The 24,587-nt window shown below is 62.6% G+C and carries 20 protein-coding genes; 19 read left to right on the plus strand and 1 reads right to left on the minus strand.

Going from position 1 to position 24,587, the window contains the following annotated elements:
• The first annotated feature begins 372 nt into the window (after positions 1–372).
• Genes ACFSR7_RS31620 through deoC form a run of 3 tightly spaced genes read left to right on the plus strand, consistent with a single transcriptional unit; the run spans position 373 to position 3,666 of the window.
• Positions 373–1,164: an RsmE family RNA methyltransferase gene (locus ACFSR7_RS31620; RefSeq protein WP_378168539.1), complete on the plus strand. Its 792-nt coding sequence runs from the start codon at positions 373–375 to the stop codon at positions 1,162–1,164.
• Positions 1,157–2,506, plus strand: coding sequence for a tRNA (N(6)-L-threonylcarbamoyladenosine(37)-C(2))-methylthiotransferase MtaB (gene mtaB, locus ACFSR7_RS31625; protein ID WP_378115637.1), 1,350 nt, complete (start codon positions 1,157–1,159; stop codon positions 2,504–2,506). Before ACFSR7_RS31620 ends, mtaB begins: the two co-directional genes overlap by 8 nt.
• A 17-nt stretch (positions 2,507–2,523) precedes the next feature.
• Positions 2,524–3,666, plus strand: a complete 1,143-nt coding sequence (deoC, locus tag ACFSR7_RS31630; protein WP_378168540.1) for a deoxyribose-phosphate aldolase — start codon at positions 2,524–2,526, stop codon at positions 3,664–3,666.
• 40 nt (positions 3,667–3,706) lie between these two features.
• Here the strand turns inward: deoC and ACFSR7_RS31635 are convergent, their stop codons facing one another.
• Positions 3,707–4,690, minus strand: a complete 984-nt coding sequence (locus tag ACFSR7_RS31635; protein WP_378168541.1) for a Na/Pi symporter — start codon at positions 4,688–4,690, stop codon at positions 3,707–3,709.
• Between the two features lie 139 nt (positions 4,691–4,829).
• On the opposite strand from ACFSR7_RS31635, the gene ACFSR7_RS31640 reads away from it, so the two are divergent.
• The 16 genes from ACFSR7_RS31640 to ACFSR7_RS31715 all read left to right on the plus strand — a co-directional run bounded on the left by ACFSR7_RS31640 (position 4,830) and on the right by ACFSR7_RS31715 (position 23,792).
• Positions 4,830–6,245, plus strand: coding sequence for a class I SAM-dependent rRNA methyltransferase (locus ACFSR7_RS31640; RefSeq protein WP_378168543.1), 1,416 nt, complete (start codon positions 4,830–4,832; stop codon positions 6,243–6,245).
• Between the two features lie 159 nt (positions 6,246–6,404).
• Complete coding sequence (gene addB / locus ACFSR7_RS31645; RefSeq protein WP_378168545.1) at positions 6,405–9,989, plus strand: helicase-exonuclease AddAB subunit AddB; 3,585 nt, start codon at positions 6,405–6,407, stop codon at positions 9,987–9,989.
• Entirely contained in the window at positions 9,986–14,338 is a 4,353-nt protein-coding gene (locus ACFSR7_RS31650) for a UvrD-helicase domain-containing protein (RefSeq protein ID WP_378168546.1), read from the plus strand. The genes addB and ACFSR7_RS31650 overlap by 4 nt, the downstream gene beginning before the upstream one ends.
• Before the next feature lie 74 nt (positions 14,339–14,412).
• Positions 14,413–15,009, plus strand: a complete 597-nt coding sequence (locus ACFSR7_RS31655) for a hypothetical protein (protein ID WP_378168548.1) — start codon at positions 14,413–14,415, stop codon at positions 15,007–15,009.
• Between the two features lie 148 nt (positions 15,010–15,157).
• Entirely contained in the window at positions 15,158–15,580 is a 423-nt protein-coding gene (locus ACFSR7_RS31660; RefSeq protein ID WP_378168550.1) for a hypothetical protein, read from the plus strand.
• 173 nt (positions 15,581–15,753) lie between these two features.
• Positions 15,754–16,110, plus strand: a complete 357-nt coding sequence (locus tag ACFSR7_RS31665; protein WP_378168552.1) for a histidine triad nucleotide-binding protein — start codon at positions 15,754–15,756, stop codon at positions 16,108–16,110.
• A 107-nt stretch (positions 16,111–16,217) separates the two neighbouring features.
• Complete coding sequence (gene rpsU, locus ACFSR7_RS31670) at positions 16,218–16,391, plus strand: 30S ribosomal protein S21 (RefSeq protein ID WP_080840534.1); 174 nt, start codon at positions 16,218–16,220, stop codon at positions 16,389–16,391.
• A gap of 15 nt (positions 16,392–16,406) precedes the next feature.
• Complete coding sequence (locus ACFSR7_RS31675) at positions 16,407–16,850, plus strand: GatB/YqeY domain-containing protein (RefSeq protein WP_378115619.1); 444 nt, start codon at positions 16,407–16,409, stop codon at positions 16,848–16,850.
• A 255-nt stretch (positions 16,851–17,105) separates the two neighbouring features.
• Positions 17,106–18,464 carry an NfeD family protein gene (locus ACFSR7_RS31680; protein WP_378168554.1) on the plus strand — a complete coding sequence of 453 codons (1,359 nt, stop codon included), beginning with the start codon at positions 17,106–17,108 and terminating at the stop codon, positions 18,462–18,464.
• Between the two features lie 26 nt (positions 18,465–18,490).
• On the plus strand, positions 18,491–19,480 hold the full coding sequence (floA, locus tag ACFSR7_RS31685) for a flotillin-like protein FloA (protein WP_090115067.1): 990 nt from the start codon (positions 18,491–18,493) through the stop codon (positions 19,478–19,480).
• A gap of 5 nt (positions 19,481–19,485) precedes the next feature.
• Positions 19,486–20,103, plus strand: coding sequence for a hypothetical protein (locus tag ACFSR7_RS31690; protein ID WP_378168556.1), 618 nt, complete (start codon positions 19,486–19,488; stop codon positions 20,101–20,103).
• Positions 20,104–20,458: 355 nt separating this feature from the next.
• Entirely contained in the window at positions 20,459–20,746 is a 288-nt protein-coding gene (locus ACFSR7_RS31695; RefSeq protein WP_378168557.1) for a hypothetical protein, read from the plus strand.
• Positions 20,747–20,854: 108 nt separating this feature from the next.
• Entirely contained in the window at positions 20,855–21,280 is a 426-nt protein-coding gene (locus ACFSR7_RS31700) for a hypothetical protein (RefSeq protein WP_378168559.1), read from the plus strand.
• Between the two features lie 200 nt (positions 21,281–21,480).
• Positions 21,481–22,200 (plus strand): sugar phosphate isomerase/epimerase family protein, encoded by a 720-nt coding sequence (locus ACFSR7_RS31705; protein ID WP_378168804.1) that lies wholly within the window; start codon positions 21,481–21,483, stop codon positions 22,198–22,200.
• A gap of 301 nt (positions 22,201–22,501) precedes the next feature.
• The gene (locus tag ACFSR7_RS31710; protein ID WP_378168560.1) at positions 22,502–22,954 is read left to right on the plus strand and encodes an SIS domain-containing protein; all 453 of its coding nucleotides are present in this window, start codon (positions 22,502–22,504) and stop codon (positions 22,952–22,954) included.
• A 175-nt stretch (positions 22,955–23,129) separates the two neighbouring features.
• Complete coding sequence (locus ACFSR7_RS31715) at positions 23,130–23,792, plus strand: zinc-dependent alcohol dehydrogenase (RefSeq protein ID WP_378168562.1); 663 nt, start codon at positions 23,130–23,132, stop codon at positions 23,790–23,792.
• The last annotated feature ends 795 nt before the right edge of the window (positions 23,793–24,587 follow it).

A 24,587-nucleotide genomic window follows, 5' to 3' on the forward strand; every position in this document is an offset into this window, starting at 1 on the left:
GATCTTTCGACGTGGCGGAGCTCCTCGGTGTTGGGCGGGCCCCAAAACCTGCATTTATACATGTATTCTCTGCCGACCCGCGACACTTGGTGAAGTACATGCAAATATGCAGGAAAAATCAAAGCATAAGCCCGAAATCGGGCTTACAGACGAAAACAACTGCGCTTCTGCATTTATCCTGTCCAAAAGGGGCGCCATCGGCAGAAAACGATGTATATTTGCAGGCATTGCGGCGAAGGAACGACGCGGGCGGCGTTGGCCGACTTGGGCAGCGGCAGGATGTTTTCTTTCAGGCCCCGAAGGTAGCGCCTGAACGCGTTTCGAGGTATGATGGACGGTGGAACTTGAATCGATCGTGGAGGCTTCAAGCGAATGCAGCGTTACTTTATCGATCCCGGCCAGATCGACGGCGACGCCGTCGTGCTGCTGGGGGAGGATGCCAGGCATCTGTCCGCCGTCATGCGGGCGAAGACCGGCGAACCGTTTATCGCCTGCGACGGGTCGGGGCGAGAGTGCCTTGCCGAGATCGTAAACATAGAAGTCGGACGCGTCGAAGGGCGCGTCGTGCGCACGGGCCCATCCGATTCCGAGATGGCCTGGCGCGTCACGGTCGCCCAGAGCTTGCCCAAGGGCGACAAGCTCGAGACGGTCATCCAGAAGGGGACGGAGTGCGGCGCGGCTGCGTTTTTGCCTTTTGTCTCGAAGCGTACCGTCGTTCAGTACGACGCGCGCAAGGAGGCGAAGCGGCTCGACCGCTGGCGCAAGATCGCCAAGGAGGCAGCGGAGCAGGCGCATCGCGGCATCGTGCCCGAAGTCGAGGAAGTCGCTTCGTGGAAGGGGCTGCTGGCCGGGTTCGGCCGCTTCGATCGCGTGCTGCTTTGTTATGAGGAAGAAGGGCGAAGAGGCGCGGGACTGAAGCCCGAGCTCGAAGCGTTCGCAAGGCGGCTTTCGGAGGAGACGGCAAGCTCGTCCCAGCCGCGGCTGCTCGTTGTCGTCGGTCCGGAGGGCGGCTTCGACGAGGAAGAGGCCAGGCAGGCGGAGGCCGCAGGCGCGGTCTGTGTCGGGCTTGGCAGGCGCATTTTGCGCACGGAGACGGCGGCGCTCGTAGCGCTGGCCGCGATCGGATACCAATCCGGAGAGATGGGGGAAGCTCGCCATGTCTAAGGTGGCATTTTATACGCTAGGCTGTAAGGTCAACTTCTATGATACGGAAGCGATGTGGCAGCTCTTTAAAAAAGAAGGCTACGAGCAGGTGGACTTCGAATCGCGCGCTGCGGACGTGTACGTCATCAACACGTGCACGGTAACCAACACCGGCGACAAGAAGAGCCGGCAGATCATCCGGCGCGCGGTGAGACGCAATCCGGACGCCGTTATCGCAGTGACGGGCTGCTACGCGCAGACGTCGCCCGCCGAGATCCTCGCGATCGAGGGCGTCGATCTTGTCGTCGGCACGCAGGACCGGGACAAGCTGATGACGTACGTCGCGGACATCCAGTCCGAACGCAGGCCGGTCAACGCGGTGCGCAACATTATGAAGACGCGCGAGTTCGAAGAACTCGACGTGCCCGATTTCGCCGATCATACCCGCGCTTTTCTCAAGATCCAGGAGGGCTGCAACAATTTTTGCACCTTCTGCATCATCCCATGGTCGCGCGGCCTGTCGCGCAGCCGGAGCCCAGAGAGCGTCCTTGCCCAAGCGCGGCAGCTGGTCGCATCTGGCTATAAGGAGATCGTGCTGACAGGCATTCATACGGGCGGCTATGGCGACGATCTCGAGAATTACCGGCTTGCGGATCTGCTTCGCGATTTGGACCAGGTAGAAGGGCTTGAGCGAATCCGCATCAGCTCCATCGAGGCGAGCCAGATCGACGACGCGATGATCGAGGTGCTGAACGGCTCGGAAAAAATGTGCAGGCATCTCCATATCCCGCTGCAGGCGGGCGACGACGAGGTGCTGAAGCGCATGCGGCGCAAATATACGACGGCCGAGTTCGCGGACAAGATCCGGCGCATCAAGGCGGCGATGCCGGGCGTCGCAATCACGACCGACGTCATCGTCGGCTTTCCGGGCGAGACGGATGCGCATTATGAGCGGGGCTACCGCTTTATGGAGGAGATTGGCTTCGCCGAGATGCACGTGTTCCCGTATTCCAAGCGGACGGGCACGCCTGCCGCGCGCATGGAGGACCAGGTGGACGAAGAAGCGAAGCACGCGCGCGTCCAGCAGCTGATCGAGCTCTCGGAGCGCATGCAAGCCGATTATGCGGCGGATTGGGTCGGCGAAGTGCTTGAGATCATTCCGGAGCGAGGGGAAAAAGGTCCGGCGGGCAGCGGTCTGATGAGCGGACATGCGGATAATTATTTGAACATCGTATTCAAGGGCGATCCGTCCCTCGTCGGCAAGCTGTGCCGGGTGAGGATTACCGAGGGCGGCGCGAACGAATGCCGCGGCGAGCTGGTCGAGGCGCCGGCGGCAGGGCTTATGCCTGCCTTGCAGGCTTAAATAGGGGGATAACGGAAATGTTGGAGATATCGGCAGGCGGCGTCGTGTACCGTCAAAATAGCGGGAAAATCGAAATTCAGATGATCGAGGACCGCTTCGGCAAGACGACGCTGGCAAAAGGCAAGATGGAGCCCGGCGAAACGATTGAAGAAACGGCGCTGCGCGAAATTTTGGAGGAGACGGGGATCCGCGGAGACATTCGCTCTCCGTTATCGGTCATTCGTTACCAGTATGAAGCCGCGGACAGGGCAACCGTCCAAAAAGAGGTGCACTACTATCTCGTCGAGGCCGGCGAAGGCACGCTGCAGGCGCAAATCGAAGAGATCAAAGGCGTCGCCTGGTATTCGCCCGCGGAGAGCTGGCGACTGCAGCGCAGCGGCGGGTACGACAACAACGACGAGGTGCTGCGCGAAGCGCTTCGCCAGCTCGGCTTCGAGCCGCAGGACGGGCATGTCGTCACGGCGGGCCGCTTTCCGATCTGGACGCCGGGCCAATCGGTCGCTCCTTTTATCGACCATACGCTGCTCAAGGCGGAGGCGCGTACTGCGGACATCGAACAGCTGTGTCAGGAAGCGCTCGCTTATCAGTTTTACAGCGTCTGCGTGAACGGCAGATGGGTCAGGCTGAGCCGTGAACGGCTCGGCGGCACCAATGTCAAAGTATGCGCGGTCGTCGGCTTCCCGCTCGGCGCCGCCGCGACGCGCGCCAAGGCGTTCGAGGCTGCGGCCGCCGTCGAAGACGGCGCCTCCGAGATCGACATGGTGCTGTCGATCGGCAAGCTGCTCGACCGAGACTTCGACTCCGTCCAGCGCGACATCTCCTCCGTCGTAAGAGCCGTACAGGGCGGTGCGCTCGTCAAGGTGATCCTGGAGACGGGTGCGCTTACGGACGAGCTGAAGCGCGAAGCCTGCCGCCTTTCTGAAGCGGCCGGCGCCGATTACGTGAAGACATCCACGGGCTTCGGCCCCGGCAAGGCGACGGAGGCGGATATCCGGCTCATGCGTTCGTCCGTGTCCGGGCGTGTCGGCGTAAAGGCGTCGGGCGGCGTTCGCGACGCGGCGACTGCCGAGACGATGCTGCTCGCCGGCGCGAGCCGCATCGGCACGAGCTCGGGCATCGCGATTATTGGCGGCGATCCGGCGGCTGCCGGCGCATACTGAACGGATATTGACTTATAAATGACGGTCTCCATGATGCCTATTAAGCGGCTGCGGGCATTGCCGGCTTGGCCGGCGGCTTGAACAGATAGGCGAGCGGCAGCGCCAGCAGCGAGCAGGCGACGTTAAAGATCGTTTGCGCATGCGCGATCTGGGCCGCGGCATTGCCGGGCGCGATGTAGGCCGCTGCGGCGAGAAGCTCGTGGCGCAGCGGGTAGAACAGCAGCACGCCGCCGACGTTCAGCGCGATCTGCGACAGCGCCACCAGCTTGCCGCCGCGACTGCCGCCAAGCGAGACGAGCAGCCCCGTCGCGCAGGTGCCGACGTTGGCACCGAGCACGATCGCGACGGCGGTGTCCGGACTCATGGCGCCGGCGGACACGAAGCCCATCGACATGCCGATGACCGCGGCGCCGGAGTGGATGAGCGCGGTGAGCACGGCGCCGCCGAGCACGCCGAGCGCCGGCTGCTGCGAGGCCATGTCCATCAGCCGCGCGAACGTGCCCTGCTGCTGGAGCAGCGGCCCCATCGTGCGAAGCAGCGCAAAGCCGGCCAGCAGCAGAGCGAAGCCCGCGAGCACCGCTCCGCCGAAGCGGCAGGCTTCGTGCACGCGGCGGGGCAGCGGCGGCAGTGCCCGCCACTCCCCGGACATCAGGGACAGCAGCCACAGGCCGGTCCCGGCGCCCAGCAGAGGCAAGCCGTAGCGGTGGAGCGCAAGGCTCATGAGCTCCGTCGTCAGGCAGGTGCCGACGTTGGTGCCGAGCAGGATGCCGAAGCAGCGCGCGAACGGCAGGATGCCGCTGTTGACGAGACTGATCGTGAGCAGCGTGACGGCGGTGCCGCTTTGCAGCAGCGCGCTCGATGCCGTGCCGAGAGCAAAGCCCCGGAGCGGCGTCGACGTGGAGCGCGCGACGGCGAGCGTCATGCGGTCTCCGGCCCAGCTTGCGAGCGCGGCCTCCATTACCTTCATGCCGGACAGCAGCAGCGCCAACCCGACGATCGACAGCGAGATTAAATATAGCAGCATACAATCGTTTCTCCTTTGGGATACATAGCCGCGGACGACGAGGACGACAAGGACGACAGGGAAGACAGGCTCGACCTGTCCCGTCTGGACCATCGTATGCGGCAATCGTACAAGACATGATAGAGAAAGGAATGAGCGCATGCCGACCGACAACAAGCCTTTTGCCGTGCTGAACCGCTCGCGCCGCCCGAGACTGGAGCTCGGGCACCCCTGGATTTTTGCCAATGAGATCGAGCGTACCGAAGGCGAGCCCGAGCCGGGCGGTCTGCTGGAGGTTCGCGACCACCGGGGGCAATTTCTGGCGACCGGCTACTGGAACCCCGCTTCGCAGATCGCGATCCGGATCGTGGCTTACGGGCCGCTGGACGCGATGGACAAAGCCTTCTTCGACGCGCGCTTCCGCGCATGCCTGGACTACCGCGAGCGGTTCGCGCCCGAGGACGAGTCGTGCAGGCTCGTATTCGGCGAAGCCGACTTTCTGCCGGGGCTCGTCGTCGACCGGTTCGACGGCGTTCTCGTCGTTCAGGTGCTGACGCTTGGCATGGACCGTGCCCGGGACGCGTGGTTGCCGGCGCTGGTGCGCGTGTTCGCCCCAAAGGGCGTCTACGAGCGCAGCGACGTCGGCGTACGCACGCTTGAAGGGCTCGAGGAGCGCACGGGCGTCCTGTACGGCGATTGCCCGCGTTACCTGCAGATCGTGGAGAACGGTCTGTCCGTCCAGGTCGATATCGAGGGCGGCCAGAAGACGGGCTACTTCTTCGATCAGCGGGAAAACCGCGCTGCGATCGAGCCGCTGATGAAGGGCTGGGGCAAACGAAGCGGCATCGCCGTCGAGGAGCGCGCCACCGAAGAGGGCGTAAGGCCCGTACCCGTAAATGCCAACGGCAGCATCGTCACGTTCCCGTACTGGGACGGCGCCACCGTGCTGGAGTGTTTTGCGCATACAGGCAGCTTCACGCTTCACGCCTGCAAGTATGGCGCCAAGCGCGTCACGTGCCTCGATATTTCGGAGCATGGCATCGATACCGCGAGGACGAACGTTGCGCGCAACGGTTTCGAGGACCGCGTCGAATTCGTCGTCGCCGATGCGTTCGAGTATTTGCGCGAGCAGGTCAAGGGACGCGAGGAAAGGGCGGCGAGAGCCGGCTCGGCGGAGGGGGCTGCCAAAGGCGGCAAGCCTGCGGCTAAGGTCGACACCTCCAAGCCGCTGACCAAGCAGGGGCGCACATGGGATGTCATCATCCTCGATCCGCCGGCGTTCGCCAAGACGAAGCGCGCCGTGCCGGGCGCGATCCGCGGCTACAAGGATATCAACCTGCAGGCCATGAAGCTGATCAACGAGGGCGGATATCTGGTCACGGCGAGCTGCTCTTACCATGTCCGGCCCGAGCTGTTCATGGAAACGCTGCTCGAAGCGGCGCGCGATGCGGGCAAGGTGCTGCGGCGCATCGTCTGGACCGGCGCCGGGCGCGATCATCCGCAACTGGTCGGCGTCGAAGAAGGCCATTACCTGAAATTCGGCATTTTCGAAGTCAGGAGCCGCAAAGAGCTGTGATCGCATGATCGTCGGCCGTCCGTCCCGCCTTCGCGCGGAGCGGACGGCCCGTTTTTTTTCGGTGCGAACGTCTGTGCGGGTACGGGTGTGGTACAATGATCGCTAGAATGAAATGAAACGGAACGGTATGAAACGGTAAGGGAAATGGAGGCACAGGCCATGAAGCTGAGATTGATCGCGGGCCGCTCGGGCAGCGGCAAGTCGCATCTGATCAAGACGGAGATCGCCGAACGGATCGCGCAGGATCCTGCGGGTCCGCCGCTTCTGTTGATCGTGCCCGAGCAGGCGACCTTCCAGACCGAGTATGCGCTGGCTTCCGCCCCGGGCTCGCGGGGATTTATGCGCCTGCAGGTACTGAGCTTCAGGCGGCTGGCGTTTCGCGTCATGCAGGAGACGGGAGGCGCGGCCGTCGTTCCGATCGCGGATAACGGGAAGACGATGCTGATTCACAAGGCGCTCGTCCGCCGTCAGGCGCAGCTTAAGCTGTATCGCAGCGGCGCAGGCGGAGCCGGGCTGGCCGAGCGGATCGGCGAGCTGCTCACGGAATGGAAGCGATACGGCACGGACCCTTTTGCCATCAGCTCCGTGCCGCTATCCGGACGCGGCGGCAAAGACGGCGGCGGACCGTCCGGCGCCGCGGAGCAGGCGGCCGCTGCCGCAGAAAGCCTGCTGTCGGACAAGCTGCATGACCTTTCCCTGCTGTACGAGGACGTGGAGCGCGAATTGGCGGGGCATTATCTCGACGGGGAGGATTCGCTCGACTTTTTGGTCCGTGGAGCGCCAGCGTCGACGCTGCTTCAGGACGCGGAGGTTTGGCTGGACGGCTTCCACGGCTTTACGCCCAAGGAATATGCGGTCATTGAGGCGCTACTGAGCCGATGCACGCGCGTATCCGCCGCGCTTTGCGTGGACCGCCCTTATAGAGCCGGCGAACGCCCGGACGAGCTGGATCTGTTCCATCAGACCGCGGACACGTCCGCGCGTCTCTGCGCGACGGCCGAGGCCGCGGGAGCGGAGCTCGAGCCTCCTGTTTTATTGCGTCCGACCGTGGCGCCGCGCTTTGTTGACTGTCCGATGCTGGCGCATCTGGAGCAGGCAATGGACGGCCGCCATCGCTGGTCCGGCGGAGAAGCCCAACTGCAGCCGGACCACCCGCGCTGCGGCTTGTCGATCCGCGAGGCGGCCAGCCGGAGAGCCGAAGCCGAGGCGGCGGCGAGAGACATGCTGCGCCGCGTACGCGAGGACGGCATGCGCTGGCGCGAGATGAGCGTATTCGCTCGTAATCTGGCGGATTACGGCGAGGTGCTGGCTTCCGTTTTCGACGATTACGGCATCCCGTACTTTCTGGACGGCAAGGCAAGCGGTTCGCAGCATCCGCTCGTGGAGTTCGTTCGCTCGGCGCTGGAATGCGTGATCGGCGGCTGGCGCTACGAGGCGTTTTTCCGCTGCGCGAAGACGGACCTGCTTCATCCGCAGGGCGGCACCGTCGCGCGGGAGTCGGTCGATGCGCTCGAGAACTACGTCCTGGCGGCCGGCATCGACGGCTGGCGCTGGCATGACGACCGCAGCTGGTATTCGTTGTCCGCCCGCGACCTGGAGGCCGAGGAAGAGGACGAAGACGGGGCTGTGCGAGGCGGGCCTAGGATGCAGGCGATCCGCGCGACCCGGGATGCGCTGCTCGCGCCGCTTAGGACATTCGAATCGCGCTTCAAGCGGTCCAAGACGCTGGCCGACTTAAGCCGCGCGCTTTTCCTGCTGCTGGAAGAAACGGCCGCGCCGGATCGGCTGGAGCTGTGGAGCAGGCAAGACGAGCTGGCCGGCGAGCCGCTGCGTTCCCGCATGCATCGTCAGCTTTGGGACGGCGCGATGGGGCTCCTCGATCAGCTCGTGGAGCTGACGGGGGACGAGCCGGCGGATCCGGCATTGTTCGCGGGCATGATCGACGCGGGACTGGAGTCGATCCGCCTCGGCGTCGTGCCGCCTTCGCTCGACCGCGTCCTGATCGGGACGCCGGAGCGTACGCGCACGGACCGCGTATCCGTCCTGTATCTGCTGGGCGTGAACGAGGGCGTTTTGCCAAGGGCGATCAAGGACGACGGTCTTCTGAACGAGGAAGAACGCGTCAGACTGGCCGAATCGGGCATCGCCATGGCCCCGGGCGCCAGGCGCCGGCTGCTGGACGAGGAGTTTCTCGCTTACCTGGCATTAACGACGCCGTCGCGGCATCTGTGGATCAGCTACGCGCTTGCGGACGAAGAGGGCCAAAGTCTGATTAAATCGAGCCTGATTGGCCGGATTCGCGCCTGGTTCCCCGGGCTGCCGGTCCGGTCCGAGTCGGCCGAGCCGCAGCCGGGTTCCCCGGACGAAGTGCAGCTGTCGTTCGCCGTCCGGCCCGGGCGCGCGCTGACGCACACGGTCGCCATGCTGCGCAGGCACAGGCAGGGCGACGCGCTCTCGCCGGGCTGGCGCTCCGCCTACCGCTGGCTCATCGAGCACGCGCCTTGGCGTTCCCGTCTTTCCGTCCTGCTCTCGTCGCTGCGCTACAGCAACGAGGAGCGGCCGCTGCAGCCGCAGACGAGCCTCCTGCTGTACGGCGACCGGCTGCTCGCCAGCGTGTCGCGGATGGAGCGGTTCGTCGCTTGCCCGTTCCGGCATTACGCCGCGCATGGGCTCCGGCTCAAGGAGCGCCGCATGTACCGCGTGGACGCGCCGGATATCGGACAGCTCTTTCATGCCGCGCTAAGGCAGACGACGGAAAAGCTGTTGATGGGCGACCCGTCGGACGGGGACGCGGGCCTTTGGCATAGCGAAGCCGCGGCCGCTGTCGAGCGGCTGCTGCCGAAGGTGCAGTCTCAGATTCTGTTGTCTTCGAATCGGCACCGCACGATGGCGCGCAAGCTCAGCCGGATCGTCTCGCAGACGTCCGCCATGCTCGGGGAGCATGCCGCACTGTCCGCTTTTCGCCCGGTCGGGCTTGAAGTGGACTTCGGTCCGCAAGGGATCATGCCGCCGCTCAGCTTGTATCTGGGCAACGGCAGATGGATGGACGTCGCGGGCCGTATTGACCGGGTCGACGCGGCGGAATCGCAGGACGGGACGCTGCTGCGGATTCTCGATTACAAATCGAGCGCGGTCAAGCTGAGGCTCGACGAAGTGGCGCACGGCCTATCGCTGCAAATGCTGACTTACCTGGACGTCGTCGTCACGCACGCGCCGCATTGGCTCGGCCGGCCGGCCAAGCCTGCCGGCGTGCTCTATTTGCACGTGCACAATCCGCTGCTGCATACGGCCAACGGTCTCGACGAGACGGGCGCGGAGGAGGCGATCCGCAAGGAATATCGCATGGAGGGGCTCGTGCTGGCCGACGGCGAAGCCGTGCAGCTGATGGACGAGTCGCTCGAGAGCAGCGCCAAGTCGGCGGTCGTCCCGGTCGAATACAAAAAGGACGGCAGCTTTTCCGCTCGTTCGCAGGTGGCCGACGGCGCGCAATGGGAAACGCTGCGCAAAGCCGTCCGACGCAACATATCCAAGATCGGCAAGCGCATCGTCGAAGGCGACGTCGACATCGCGCCATACCGGCTGGGCAAGCGCAGCCCATGCACGGTATGCGAGTTCCGGCCGGTATGCCAGTTCGACGGACAGCTTGAGGGCAACCGCCATCACGCGCTGCGTCGCCCGGCGAACAAGGACGAGGTATGGGAATGGCTCGGCGAAGACGATGAGGAAGGAGGAGACGAATCTTGAACGGATCGCGGGGAAAAGAGGACGACGAACAGCTGGCCTTCGACTGGGACGGTCTGTTCGAAGAAGGCGGACGTAAGGAAGAGGCATCCGCTTCTGAAGAGGCGTCCGATCGGTCCGTGCCGGAAGCGGAGGCGTCAGCCGGACAGGATGTGGCCGAAGCCGCGAGCGGGAGCGCCTTAACGGGCGTCGCCCGCAGCGAAGGTGGGCTTGCGGCCACCTACGCCAGGCCGGAAGGCAGCCGCTGGACGGCGGAGCAATGGGCAGCGATCGCGGCCGGCGGCCGGCATCTGCTCGTCGCCGCGGCCGCGGGCTCGGGGAAGACCGCCGTCTTGGTCGAGCGGATCATTTCCCGCATCGCCGACGAGCGCGACCCGCTCGACGTGGATGCGCTCCTCGTCGCTACCTTCACGAAGGCCGCCGCCGCCGAGATGAAAGAACGGATCCGGACGGCGCTGGAGCTGAAGCTCGAGCAATCGCCCGGATCCGCGCATCTTCGCCGGCAGTTGGCCTTGCTGCCGCGGGCGTCGATTACGACGCTGCACTCGTTTTGCATGGAGGCGGTACAGCGTTATTCGCCGCTGATCGGGCTCGATCCGGGCTTCCGGATCGCGAACGAGACCGAGGCGGAGCTGCTCCGCATGGACACACTCGACGAGCTTTTCGAGGCGCGCTACGAAGAGGAGCTTGCGCTCGGCGAGGACGGGACGCTGGCGACGCTGGCGGACATGTACGGCGGCCAGCGAAGCGACGAGCCGCTGCATCGCCTTGTCCTGGAGCTGTACGATTTCTCACGCAGCCATCCTTGGCCGGATGCATGGCTGAGGGAGACAGCGGACAGCTTCGATATCGGCACAGAGGCGGAGCTTGCTTCGTCGCCGTGGGTGCAGAGCATGCGGGCGGACGTGCTCCTCGCGCTGTCCGGGGCTGCGGGGCTGCTGCGCAGCGCCCGCGAGCTCGCCTCGGCGCCGGGAGGGCCGGAGCCGTACGCGTCCACGCTCGCCGAGGATGCGGCGCTCGTGGACGCGCTGACCGAGACGGTCACCGGACAGCCCTGGACGGCGTGGCGGGAGCCTTTCGCAGCCGCTGCTTTCGGAAGGCTCAAGGCCTGCCGCGGCGACGGCTACGACCCGGAGCTGCAGGAACGGGTGAAGCAGATGCGCGACGAAGCGAAGAAGACGGTGACCCGGCTCGCGGACGAATGGTTTGTCCGTTCCCCGGCGCAGTACGCGGAGGAGCTCGCCGCGTTGGCGCCCCGGATGCGCGAGATCGCGGAGCTTGTCATCGCGTTCGGCGATAAGTACGAAGCGGCGAAGCGGGAAAAAGGACTGCTCGACTTCGGCGATCTGGAGCATTATGCGCTTCGGATCCTGCGTGCGTCCGACAGCTCGCCGCAAGCGGTACGGCCATCGGACGCCGCGCTTGCCTACCGGGAGCGCTTCAGGGAGATCCTGCTCGACGAGTATCAGGATACGAACGAGGTGCAGGAGGCGATCGTGTCGCTGATTGCACGAAGCAATCCCGGCAACGTGTTCATGGTCGGCGACGTGAAGCAGAGCATCTATGGCTTCCGGCTGGCGGAGCCGGGTCTGTTCCTCGCCAAGTACAAATCGTACGACGTATGGACACCGCAAGGTCCGGAGTCTGCAGGAGGCGGCAACGCCGCTCGCAAAGACGCCGCCGGCGGCGGAGATGCCGGACTGCGGATCGATCTGGCGCGCAATTTCCGCAGCCGAAGCCGCGTGCTCGATGCGGTCAACCACGTGTTCAGGCTGATCATGCGCGAGCCGGTCGGCGAGATGGATTACGACCGTCGTGCCGAATTGATCTACGGCGAGGGGTATCCGGCCGAAGAGACTGTCGCGGACGCGGTCGCGGTCGGCAGGACTGAGATGCCGTCGTATGCGGTGGAGATGCTGCTTATCGATACGGGAGCGGGAGCCGGCGGAACCCGCAAAGCCGATTTCGTCGCTGCGGATGCCGGCGCCGATGCTGCCGGGACCGGGAGCGGCGAAGAAGGAGCGGCCGCCGACGAAGAGGAGCTCGAGAGCGCACAGCTCGAGGCCCGATGCATCGCGGCGGAGATTGCCCGGCTGACTGGCACGGACGGCACGGGGCGTCCGCCGTTCGCCGTTTATGACGGACGCAGCGGCCTGCACCGACCTCTGGCCTATCGCGACATCGTCATTCTGCTTCGGGCCGCGACCTCGCTCGCGCCCGTCGTGCTCGACGAGCTGCGTGCGGCCGGGATTCCGGGGTATGCGGACCTGGCGACCGGCTATTTCGCCGCCGTCGAGGTCGACGTGATGTTGTCTCTGCTGAACATCATCGACAATCCCGACCAGGATATCCCGCTTGCCGGCGTGCTCCGTTCCCCCATTGTCGGTCTCAGCGCGGACGAGCTGGCCGCCGTGCGAATCGCGGACCGCGCGGGCTCCTTCTGGTCGGCTGTTCGTTCGGCTGCGGCCGACGCCGAGGACGAGACGCTGCGGGACAAGCTGGCTGCCTTCGTCCGGTCGCTCGAGAACTGGAGAACGTTCGCGCGCAGAGAGCCGCTAGGCGAACTGCTGCACGCCTTATATCGGGATACCGGGTACTTCGACTTTGTCGGCGGGCTTCCCGGCGGGGGCCAGCGGCAAGCCAATCTTCGTGCGTTAATCGACCGCGCAAGGCAGTATGAACGCAACTCCAGTTATCGCGGGCTGTTCCGGTTTTTACGGTTTCTAGGGCGCATGCGCGATACGGGAGGCGATCTAGGCGCGGCAAGGTCGGTCGGCGAGCAGGAGGACGTCGTGCGCGTCGTGTCCATCCATAAGAGCAAAGGGCTCGAGTTTCCCGTCGTATTCGTGGCCGGCCTTGGACGCCGGTTCAACCGGCAGGATTTGAGCGGGATGTTTCTGCGGCACAAGAAGCTGGGATTCGGACCGCGCATGGTGGAGCGAGTGACGCGCGTCTCCTACCCGACGCTGCCGCAGCTGGCGATCCGCCGGCGCATGAAGGCCGAGCTGCTCGCGGAGGAGATGCGCGTGCTTTACGTCGCCCTGACACGTCCCAAGGAGAAGCTGATATTAATCGGCACGACCAAGGACGCTGGGAGCGATCTGGATCATTGGCGCCGGACGGCAGCGGACGCGACCGACCGGCTGCAGGACCATGCCGTCGCGGCGGCGGGGCGTTATCTGGACTGGCTCGGACCGGCCTCTATTCTGACGGGAGCGGACTGGCTGGCCGGAGGCTTGACCGATGCTGCCGGCGCGGGCGAAGCTGCCCTTCAAGCGGCCGCAAGCGGAGACGGCGCTGCGTACCGAACGTCGCGTGTCTCTTCAGCCGCATCCTGGACCTGCCGCGTCCTGCCGTCCCGGGCGCTCCTGTCGCCCAAGATGCAGGATAGATCGGCGCTTGAGGGCGAGCCGCTTTGGAACGTCGCGACGCGGCTGGAACCGCTGCCGGGCCCGGTCTCTCCCGCCGGGGAGGCTGCCTATGCCGCGCTTTCCTGGCAGGATCCTCACGCGGCCGCCGCGCGGTCCGCCGCCAAAACGTCGATCACGGCGATGAAGTCGGCGCGGGATTTCGATGCTGTCGGCCTTACCGGTACAAGCGTATCGGCAGGCGAACGGATGTCGGCTCCCGGAGATACGCCGGACCGCGCGGCGCTGCAAGACGGCACTGCGCCGTCTGATGTCGAGGAGCTGACGGACGCGGCGCAAATGCCGGACCTTGAGGAGATGCGGCATCCCGCCTGGAATCCGGAAGAAGTGCCGGATTCGGGCTACTGGACGTATCGGCTGCGCCGGCCGAGGTTCATGGCCGCCCGACGGATGAGCGCGGCGGAGCGGGGCACGGCCGTGCATCTGGTCATGCAGCATTTGCCGATCGGCCTGTCGCCGAATCGTGCGGAAGCCGAGACAGCGGCGCTGCTGGAGCGTCTGATCTCGCAGCAAATCCTGACCCGGGAGCAGCGCGAGGCGGCGGAGCAAGTCGATATCGCAGCCTTTTTCCGCACCGAGCTGTATGCGCGAATGAGCCGCGCCCCAAGGCTGTGGCGCGAATGGCCGTTCAGTGCGGGCATTTCCGCGGCAGAGGCGCATCCCTCGGTTGCTCCCGATGGGCTGCAGAGGGAAACGGTGCTTATTCAAGGGGTGCTCGATTGTCTGTTCGACGACGGCGATAGCCTCGTGCTGGTCGATTACAAGACCGATGACGTCCCCGACCGAGACTGGCAGGTAGCTGCGGAAAAGCACCGCTTTCAGATGGAGATGTACGCACGCGCCGTCGAGGACATCATGGGGAGGAAGGTCGAAGAAGGCCATATCTACTTCGTGGAAGGAGGCGCCTGCGTGCGGCTCTATTAAGCGAGGCCTATGCGCAACGGCACGGCCTTTCGGCCGTATTACCTCCTGAATTTGATTGAGAGAGGACTGGGGTCATGTCAGGGAAAAGGAAATACACCGTTCCGATCATGCTGGCGATCATCACGATGCTGACGTTTCTGATCGTCGTGCTGTTCTCCCGCGTGCTTCTGGACGGGCAATCGCTCAAGACCGAGCGGGGCCAGCGGCTTGCGTCGAGCTACAACTATTGCATCTTATACGCTACTGTACTGAAGGATGGCTCTGCAGGTCTGCTCGACGCGGACGGCGAGGAAGCCCGCATGCAGGCTGCAAAGATGTTGGGAAAGCTTGACGTTTCCGCCGGAGAATGCGGCACCGGCGTGCTTATGCAATCCGGCACGCGCACCGGCCAGAGCAAAGAAGAAGCCTTAGCTGCGGTCTCCGGGCCTATGCAGAAAATCAGCGAGGCGCTCGCCCCCATCGGCGCGAGCGGCGGCGCGCTCACGGAAAAAGAGCGGGCGACTTTGACCGCGGCGGCGGCGTCCGCAGACAAATTGTCGGGCGTGCTGAGCGCATATACGGCGCCGACGGGATCCGACCGTTTCCGGCAGATGGAGGCTGGCGTCGACTGGGTGCCCGTCGCGCAGCGCTTCGTTCAAGAACTTAAAGAGGCGGCAGCCGCAATCGGATAATAGAATCGTAGGCGCGTTTTTGTTATTCCCGCAAGCCTTCGCCTGCGCTAGAATGCGTCCGGATGCAAAATGAACGTTTAAACCGGTAGCCGATTGCCCGCCTGGGCATATGCTGATACAAAACAGCGGCTATCGGGAGGTTGCTTGCATGCTCAGGCAGGATATCAAAGCTTTAAGCGAGGCGCATATGTATCGTTATGTCGAGGTGCGGGATCAAAACGGCATTTGCTATGACGGCATTGTGGAATATATCGACGACGAGACGCTTTGCCTTGCCGTTCCGGGAGCGGTGGAAGACCGGGCGTTCGGCCCAGGGGGCGGCCCCGGTTTCGGCCCCGGCTCCGGCTTCGGCCCTGGGTTTGGTCCCGGAGCGGGTCCGGGATTTGGCCCTGGGTTTGGTCCCGGGGTGGGCCCTGGTTTCGGTCCTGGTTTCGGCCCCGGCCCCGGCTTCGGCCCGGGATTTGGACCAGGATTCGGTCCCGGACCTCTCCCTTTCCGGCCCAGGCGGTTCACCAGGCTCGCGCTCCCGCTGTACGCGCTGACCGCGCTTTCGCTTCTGCCGTATTATTGACGGACGCGAATCCCGCGATTCGCTTATCTTGATCAGCCTGCCCGGCATCGTTCCGGGCGGGCTTTTCAAATCGCGACGGCTTTTACCCGCTCTCATTGGCATCGATTGGACGAGCCCTGCGGGCGTAGAGTATGATGTTGGTATATCACTCATACAATCTGGAGGCCTAGCTGATGGATACGCTATTTACCAAGATCATCAACCGCGAGATTCCGGCCGATATCGTGTACGAGGACGAGGACGTGCTGGCCTTCAAGGACATCCGTCCGCTGGCGCCCGTGCATGTGCTGGTCATCCCCAAAAAGCCGATTCCGACGCTGGATGCCGCCGAGCCGGAGGATGCGCTGCTGCTGGGCAAGCTGATGCTGGCCGCGCAACGCGTCGCCAGAGATGCGGGCATCGCAGAGAGCGGTTACCGTCTGATTAACAACTGCAATCCCGACAGCGGACAGGAAGTGTATCACATACATCTCCACGTGCTGGGCGGAGAAAAACTGGGACCGCTCAACGCTCGTCCGACCCAAGTATAATTCCTTTTAAAATCGGCTTCTTGGAAGTTGACACTGCCTTTCCTGTTCGCCTATAATGAAGTTTGATAACCGTGTGTTGTGGTCTGTTCCGGAGGGAGGGAAAACAGGTGTCCGAAACGAAAGTTCGCAAAAATGAAACACTCGACGCTGCACTCCGCCGCTTCAAGCGTTCGATCGCTAAAGATGGCGTTCTCGCGGAACTGAAAAAACGCAAGCACTACGAGAAACCGAGCGTTAAGCGGAAGAAGAAGTCCGAGGCTGCTCGTAAACGCAAGTTCTAGGAGGAATTACGCATTATGAACCTCGCGGACCGTTTGAACGAAGACATGAAGCAGGCGATGAGGGCCCAGGATAAGTTTCGCCTGACCACGATTCGCATGGTTCGTGCGGCGGTCAAGAATCAAGAGATTGAGCTGCGCCGCCCGCTCGAGGATAACGAAGTTATCGAGATCCTGAGCCGCGAAGTCAAACAACGCAAGGATTCCCTCCAGGAATTCGGCAAAGCGGGCCGCGACGATCTGGCAACGGCCGCAGCGTCTGAGATCGATATCATCAGCGAGTACCTGCCCACACAGCTAGACGAAGAAGAAATCAAGACTCTCGTTACACAGACCATTCAAGAGACCGGTGCTTCTTCCAAAGCCGATATGGGCAAGTTGATGGGCGCTCTGATGCCCAAGGTGAAGGGACGCGCGGACGGCAAGCTCGTCAACCAGATCGTCCAACAACTACTGCAATGATTATCTCGAGAACGACAGGCACTCTCCTTCTGGGGAGTGCTTTTTGCGTCTTCGCAGTCGTTTAAGGGTATGATGAAAAGAAAGGTCCGCCGCGCATTTAATGAAACGTAAAGCCCTTACATAACGTACTGAAAGTCATACGGGGCTGCGGTATGCCGTATGATGACCGCGACCGGAGTTTCCCGGGGGAGGGGGAGGAGCTTTTTGACCCGTCATGGAAAACCGAAACAAAAGACGCGGCGGACGTACGCTCGGATGCTGTGGCCGCTGGCGCTGCTGATGGCGTTGGCGTTCTCGTTAACGACGAGCGCAGCATTAGCCAAGGCGGAGACGAAGGTGCCGCCCGCCGCAACGGATGGGTATTCCGTGTATGTCATTCCTGTTAAAATGACGGTGGAGCGCGGACTCGCCTCGTTTCTGGACCGGGCGTTGACAGAGGCGGAGGATGCGGGCGCCGCGCTCGCGGTGCTTGAGATCGATACGCCCGGAGGCAGCCTGGAGAGCGCAGAAACAATCGGAGAGCGAATACGCTCGTCCAAGGTACCGACGATGGCATTCGTCAAGGGGAAGGCCGCATCGGCTGGCGCGTACATCGCTTTAAATGCGAATCGTCTCTACATGTCGCCCGGCTCGACGATTGGCGCGGCGATGGTAGTGAATGCCGCAGGCGAAGCTGTCGAGAGCCCTAAGATCGTGTCCTTCTGGAGCAAGCAGATGAGCTCGGCGGCAGAGATGAACGGCCGCGACGGGCAGATTGCAGTCGGCATGGTGGATCCCAACGCGGTCGTCGAGGTCAAGGGCTTGAATTGGACCAAGCCGAAGGGCGAGATCATCTCTCTGAGCGCTGAGGAAGCATTGAAGGCAGGATATGCGGAAGGGCAGGCGGAGACGGTAGAGCAGGCGATCGCGGCCGAAGGGTTAGCTGAGCTCACGGTCGTTCACGAAACGCCGACGCTTGCCGAGCGCGTCTCCCAGACGCTGACGAGTCCAGCGATCATGACGCTGCTGCTGATCGTCGGCATCGCGGGCGTGCTGATCGAATTGATCGTGCCCGGATTCGGCGTACCCGGCATACTGGGACTGCTGTCGTTCGGCCTCTACTTTTTCGGACAGCAGGTGGCCGGCTTCGCAGGGCGGGAATCGATCGTGCTGTTTGTGGCCGGCGTCGCCTTTATCGTCTTGGAAATGTTCGTTCCGAGCTTCGGCATTCTCGGTTTGCTGGGCGGGGCGGGCATCGTCAGCGGCGTCGTTACGGCTGCCTACGATACCGGCAATGCTTTCGAATCGCTGGGCTATGCTTTGCTGATCGCGCTCGCGCTCGTTGTCGTCATCGCGTACGTCTTCCGCAGACGCGGGATATGGAACCGATTCATCCTGCAGGAGCGTCTTACCGCGGAGCAGGGCTTCGTCCCGAGCGGAGACGATCGCGAGCTGCTCGTCGGGAGCAGCGGTGTGACGGTGTCGCCGCTTCGTCCTTCCGGGGTCGCGGAGATCGCCGGCAGGCGTGTCGACGTCATCTCGAGCGGACAATTCCTGAACGCCGGGCAGCAGATCGAGGTCGTGTCCGTCGACGGCACGCGAATTTTGGTTAAGGCCGTAAGACAGGCCGAATAAAATTATTGGATGCGGAGGGATTGTATTTGGATCCGAATGTACAGCTCTTGATTATCGGTGCTTTGATTATTATCGCGCTTGCCGTGTTTTTCAGCTTTTTCCCGTTTATGCTCTGGATTTCCGCCCTCGCTTCCGGTGTGCGGATCAGCATTATCACGCTGGTGGCCATGCGGCTCCGCCGCGTCGTACCGAGCCGGATCGTCAACCCGATGATCAAGGCGACCAAGGCCGGACTCGGTCTTAACATCAACCAGCTGGAAAGCCACTTTCTCGCGGGGGGCAACGTCGACCGCGTCGTCAATGCGCTGATTGCGGCGCAGCGCGCCAATATTCCGCTTCCTTTCGAACGGGCGGCTGCGATCGACCTGGCGGGCCGCGACGTACTCCAGGCCGTGCAGATGAGCGTCAACCCGCGCGTCATCGAGACGCCTGTCGTATCGGCGGTAGCCAAGGACGGCATCGAAGTGAAGGTCAAGGCGCGGGTTACCGTGCGCGCCAACATCGACCGGCTCGTCGGCGGTGCCGGCGAGGAGACGATTATCGCCCGCGTCGGGGAAGGTATCGTTAGCACGAACGGCTCGGCCAATTCCCACAAGGACGTCCTTGAAAATCCGGATCTCATCTCGCGTACCGTGCTTGCCAAAGGGCTGGACGCAGGCACCGCCTTCGAGATTCTGTCCATCGATATCATGGATGTCGACATCGGCAAAAACATCGGCGCTCATCTCCAAACGGAGCAAGCCGAGGCTGACAAGCGCATCGCGCAGGCGAAGGCCGAAGAGCGCCGCGCGATGGCTGTCGCACAGGAACAGGAGATGAAAGCGCGCGTCGTCGAGATGCGGGCGAAGGTCGTCGAGTCCGAGTCCGACGTGCCGCTCGCGATGGCCGAAGCGCTGCGCGGGGGCAAGATGGGCGTCATGGATTATATGAATCTGAAAAACCTCGAAGCGGATACGCAAATGCGCGGTTCGATCGGCAAGGGCGAGGCGGGCTCTAACAACGGCGAGGAGCGCTGATCGCCATGGAGCAGCTGATCGGCTTTCTGCTCGGCAACTTTCATTTCGTCCTTGTCGTGCTCGGCATTTTGTTCTTCCTGCTGCGCAAATCGCCGCTTGAAAAGCCGCCTGGAGGCAAGCCGGGGAACCGCCCTTCCGGACGCATGCCGGACTTCGGCGGCAGCGGGCTGCCGCGTCCGACAAGGCCTGCGGCGGATCCGAGGCCGGTGCAGCGGCCTATCGAGCGGCGCGAGGGGCCTTCCGTACACGAACGGAGGCAACCGCCGATCGTGGCGGTCCCTGCGCGTCCGCGCAGCGCCGAAAGGGCGGAGGAAGAGCGCGGCGTTCCCATGGGCGACAAGCAGATCGTATACCGGAGCCCGGGCACGCCCCAGCCGACGCCCGTGCCATGGAACGGCGAAGGCGAATCGGGCGGCGAAGGGACACCCTCCGTGTCCGCGGCCCAATCGGCCCGCGAAGACGCAGCTTACCACGCGGCCGCAAAAGCGTCGCCGCCGTACGCATCCGTGCAGCCGCAGGCAGCGTCGGCGCCGGCGAGACCGAAGCACAGCGAGCTGGCCCGTGCCGTCATATGGGCTGAGATACTAGGGCCGCCGCGCTCGCGCAAGCCTTTTCGAAGATAAAAAACACGAATCAAGTGCATGAACGCATGAAGCCGTCTTGATCGGTCAATCCGACGAGGCGGCTTTTTCTTTTTGACAGATTTTATGCTTCTAAGTGGCCCGTATGATCTTATGGAAAGGCTGTTTATCGAATTAACCGAATATGAACATGACGCGGTTCGCATTTCGTACGATCATCAGTGCTTCTATGTGAGGTATTCTTCTTGAAAAGCGTAAACAGGCAGCTCGATCTTTAAATCGGACTATATGCAATGCGCTGCATCCAGCGCTATAGCAAGCGTAAAGGAGGGCGTTTACATTTTTGCGGCAACGCGAACTTGGCGTGACTCTCCCATCTAGAAGGAGATGTGATTCGATGAACGATTCAGAAAATTTGGCGATATTCGGGGGAAGCAAAGCCGTTACAGAAGAGCCTGGCAACCTGTTCGCCTGGCCGATCATTACCGATGAGGACGAGGCAGCCGCCCTGGACGTCCTGCGCAGAGGCGCGATGTCCGGTATAGAAGTGACGAAGCAGTTCGAGGAAGACTTCGGCAGGTGGATGAACGTGATCCGGCGCTCGCTCCGTATCGCGACCTCCCGATGGGCGGCTACAAATACCGGATGCATCAGGAGAGCTCGGCGGTCGGACGCATGCAGCTGAAGCATTACGATGCGCGGCACGCCGAGTCGACCGGGCGATGAACCGATTTTGGGACTTGCTCGAAGGCGTTCCCCCATACGGGCTCATCGTCCGGACAAAAAGGCCTCCATGAAAACCGGCGGCTGGTATTCCGAACGCGGACATTACAAGTCCGAGGAGCTCGGCGGTCTGTCGGTGACGCGTTTTTGCGAGGCGGTGCGGGCGGAAGGCGCAGACGGCTGTCATCCGGGATGCAACCTGCCGCTGCACGGACACGCGCTGCTGCAGACGGCAGACGTATACGGACACGGCAGGCCGACTCGGATCGCCAATGCGCACCGGGACGTCAGCGCGCTGGACGATTCGCTGCCGGTGAGCGAGGAGATCGCGCACAAGGTGTTCAGCGTCCCCTGGTTCAAGCACGATCGTCCACAGGCGATCGAAGCGTACACGCAGGCGTTCCGCAAGGTCGCGGAAATTTATCGGGAGCTGCTTGTAAACGACGCCGGCAATCCCCCCGAGTTCGGCGGGTGGAGTCTGTTCCGGAAAAAGTGACCGAGCAGCCGGCGGAAATGACGCCGGACGCGATTTCCTCTCGCAATTTCCTCTTTTGAACGTTCCCGGTATCGTATAAACTGCTAGTATATGGTTTCTGATTCGAAGTATCAGCGTCCGTCCTATGGACTGAAAGGAATGATCTTATCTTATCCACCGGCATCGTATCCGTAACTTTTCGCAAGCTGTCTCCCGAGGAGATCGTAGCGCTCGCCGCGCAAGCCGGCCTCGATGCGATCGAATGGGGAGGAGACGTTCACGTACCGCCCGGCGATCTGCCGTTGGCCAGGCAAGTCCGCGCCATGACGGAGGCCGCAGGGCTGCGGGTGTCCTCTTACGGTTCCTATTACCGGGTCGGCTGCGATACGAACTTTTCCAGCGTTCTGGATACCGCGGAAGCGCTTGACGCCCCGAGCATCCGGATCTGGGCCGGCCGTGTCGGCTCGTCCGAAGCGGACGACGAGTCGTACCGGCGGATCGTAGAAGAGACTGGCCGGCTTGCGGACCAGTCGCGGCAGCGAGGCATCGGACTCTCCTTCGAATTTCACGACGGCACGCTGGCCGACAATGCCTCGTCGTCCGTCGCGCTGATCCGGTCGATCGCCGGCGACAATGTGTCCTTGTACTGGCAGCCCCAGATCGGGTTATCCCCGGAAAAAAACTTGGCTGCGCTAACCGCCTTTTTGCCGTGGCTCTCCAATGTGCATGTCTTCCAATACGATAAAAGTCGGCGGCAGCAGCCGCTCGAAGCCGGCGAAGCGGCATGGCGATCCTATTTGGACGTCTTGCGGAATGTGGAAAAACCGCGTTATTTATTATTGGAGTTCGTGAAGGACGAAGACATCGGGCAGTTCCTGAAGGATGCGGCTACTCTGAAAAAATTCGTTCGGCACGTCCGCGAGGATGGGGCCGGTCGCTAAAGGCAGCAAGCGTACACGGAGTCCCAGCGGCAGGAGGGAAGAGATATGACTTTGCTCCGAAGGAAAATCAACGAAAAGCATTTTTGCCACCCTTCTCGTCTCCTATATTGCCATTCTGCTGTTGTCCGTTGCGATCGGCGCGTTTTTGTACCAGCGCGTCGCGCACATTATGGCGAACAATGCCAATTGCGCCAACCTTGGGCTGCTCGACCAGGCCAAACTCGTAGCGGAGAGCCGGTTGGTCCCGGCTTACAATTCAATCTGGGCGCGCAGGACATTTTTTTCCGTGCGGGGGGGCTAAATGCACGTCAGCGCGATTTTGGACGAAGGCACTTTGCTTAGCGGCGGCGCGCTGCGTTCGATGGCGATCGAGCGTACCCCGGGGGACGCGGCCGTCGTGCTCGAGGACTACGGCATAGGCGAAGGCGATCTTCTCATCCTCATGAATGCCTACGGGATTAACGCGGCCTTCATCGACGCCGTTCCGCTGCAGGGCATTCGCGTGTGGGGCGTGCTCGTGTTCGCTGACCATTCGTACGGCGCAAAGACAGATGCCGAGCGGGAGGCGATTGCCCGTAAGGCAGCGGTGACCGCCCTGCATGCTGCCGAGGCGGGGGAGGAGCGGTCATGTGGAAGCACTGGTATACGAAGGACCGGAAAAGATGGAGCTGCGGGAGGTGGCCGTTCCGGACGCCGGGCCGGGAGCGGTATTGATTCGGGTCGCGTACTCGGGCATCTGCGGCTCCGAGCTTAGCACGGTATCTGGGCCACAATTCGCTGCGCAAGCCGCCGATGATATTCGGCCATGAATTTTCAGGCATTATTGAGAAAATGGACAAGGCGGCGGAGGGGGCGGGATTGCGCGAAAGGATGCAGGTCAAGGCGACCCGCTAATCACTTGCGGGAGGTGCGTTTACTGCGAGGCGGGCATGGCGTCGCTCTGCCCGCCTCGCAAGCTGCTGAGCGCCGCGCTGTCCGGCAGCAACGTCGAGTTCGTCGCGGTGCCCGCCGCATTCGTATACCCGCTCGAGGACCGCGTTTCGCTGCGCGACGGCGCGCTGACCGAGCCGGCCGCCTGCGGCATTCGCGTCACGGAGCTGGCCGCGGCCGGCCCGGGGGATACGGTGCTCGTCGCCGGCATGGGACCGATCGGCTTGTTCGCTATGCAGGCGGTCTTGCTCCAAGGCACGGCGCGCGTCATCGCGACGGACCTCAGCGAAGAACGGCTTGCCTATGCGGCGGAGCTAGGCGCCCTTGCCATAAATCCGCAGGAGCGGGATCGGGTGGAAGCGGTTCTTGCGCTGACAAGCGACCTCTGGGTTCAAGCCGCCATTGACGCGGTCGGCGCTGCAACGACGCGAAGGCAGTGCGCCGCCGCTGCGGCGAGCGGGGGCAAGGTCGTATTTACCGGAATGCATCAGGCGGAGACGACGCTCGACATCAATGACGCAGTGAGGCGCGAGCTGAAGCTGCTCGGCTCTTTCGCCTATTCCAGGCGCAGCTTCGAAGACGCGCTTTCATCGATTGCTGCCGGGAGGATGGGACTCGGCGACAGGACGACCGTAGCCGCGTTCGAAGATGGGCCTTTTTAGTTCGACAAGCTGTCCCGGTCGCCGGGAAAGAAAATTAAAATCTTGCTGAAGGTCTGTTACTTCGAAGAGGAATAGCCCTGGAATCGACGGGTAGCCGGGGAGTTAACCGGAATTTCAGGCTAACTCGTTGGTGTTGGCCGGTTGATGTGGCGAGTTGGTCGGTTTTTCCAGTTAACTCGACTGCGAGACTGGGAGGCGTGAGCCGTTAACCGGTTTTTCCGATTAACTTGACAGCGCTGGCCGGTTGATGTGGCGAGTTGGTCGGATTTTCCGGTTAACTCGGCTGTGACGCTGGTACTTGGGAGCCGTTAACCGGAATTTCCGACTAATTCGTCGATGCCGGCGGGTAGATGGCCGCAGGTTTTGCCAATCGACAGGTCGCGCACCGTCATCTCGTTACCAAAGAGGAGAATCAGGATGGCGAACCTGCCGGAAGCGCTGAACGACGAAAAGCTCGAACGGGCTTGGCGGTTTTTTTGACATTTTAAAATGTAAAAATCACCTTATGCAAGCTAGGAGCAAGCTATACAACGCAAAAAAGAGACGGAAGGAAAATAAAAGCCTGCATCCGTGCAGGCTTTTATTCCAATTCAGCGAGCGGAAGCGGAAATGCCTGCAAATCAGCATCCTTTTAGCTGCGATATCCGAAATTCGAAAGGAAAGGAAATAAAAGCCTGCACATTCGCATCTTTTATCGCTCAAGGTCTTGACTATACGAAAAAAGATGTAAATGTGCAGGCATTTGCCTTTTATTCCTCGAACAAACGGATGGCCGCATAGGAGGCGTTGTCCAAT

The organism is Cohnella sp. GCM10020058, assembly GCF_042683485.1.
Classification (GTDB): domain Bacteria; phylum Bacillota; class Bacilli; order Paenibacillales; family Paenibacillaceae; genus Cohnella.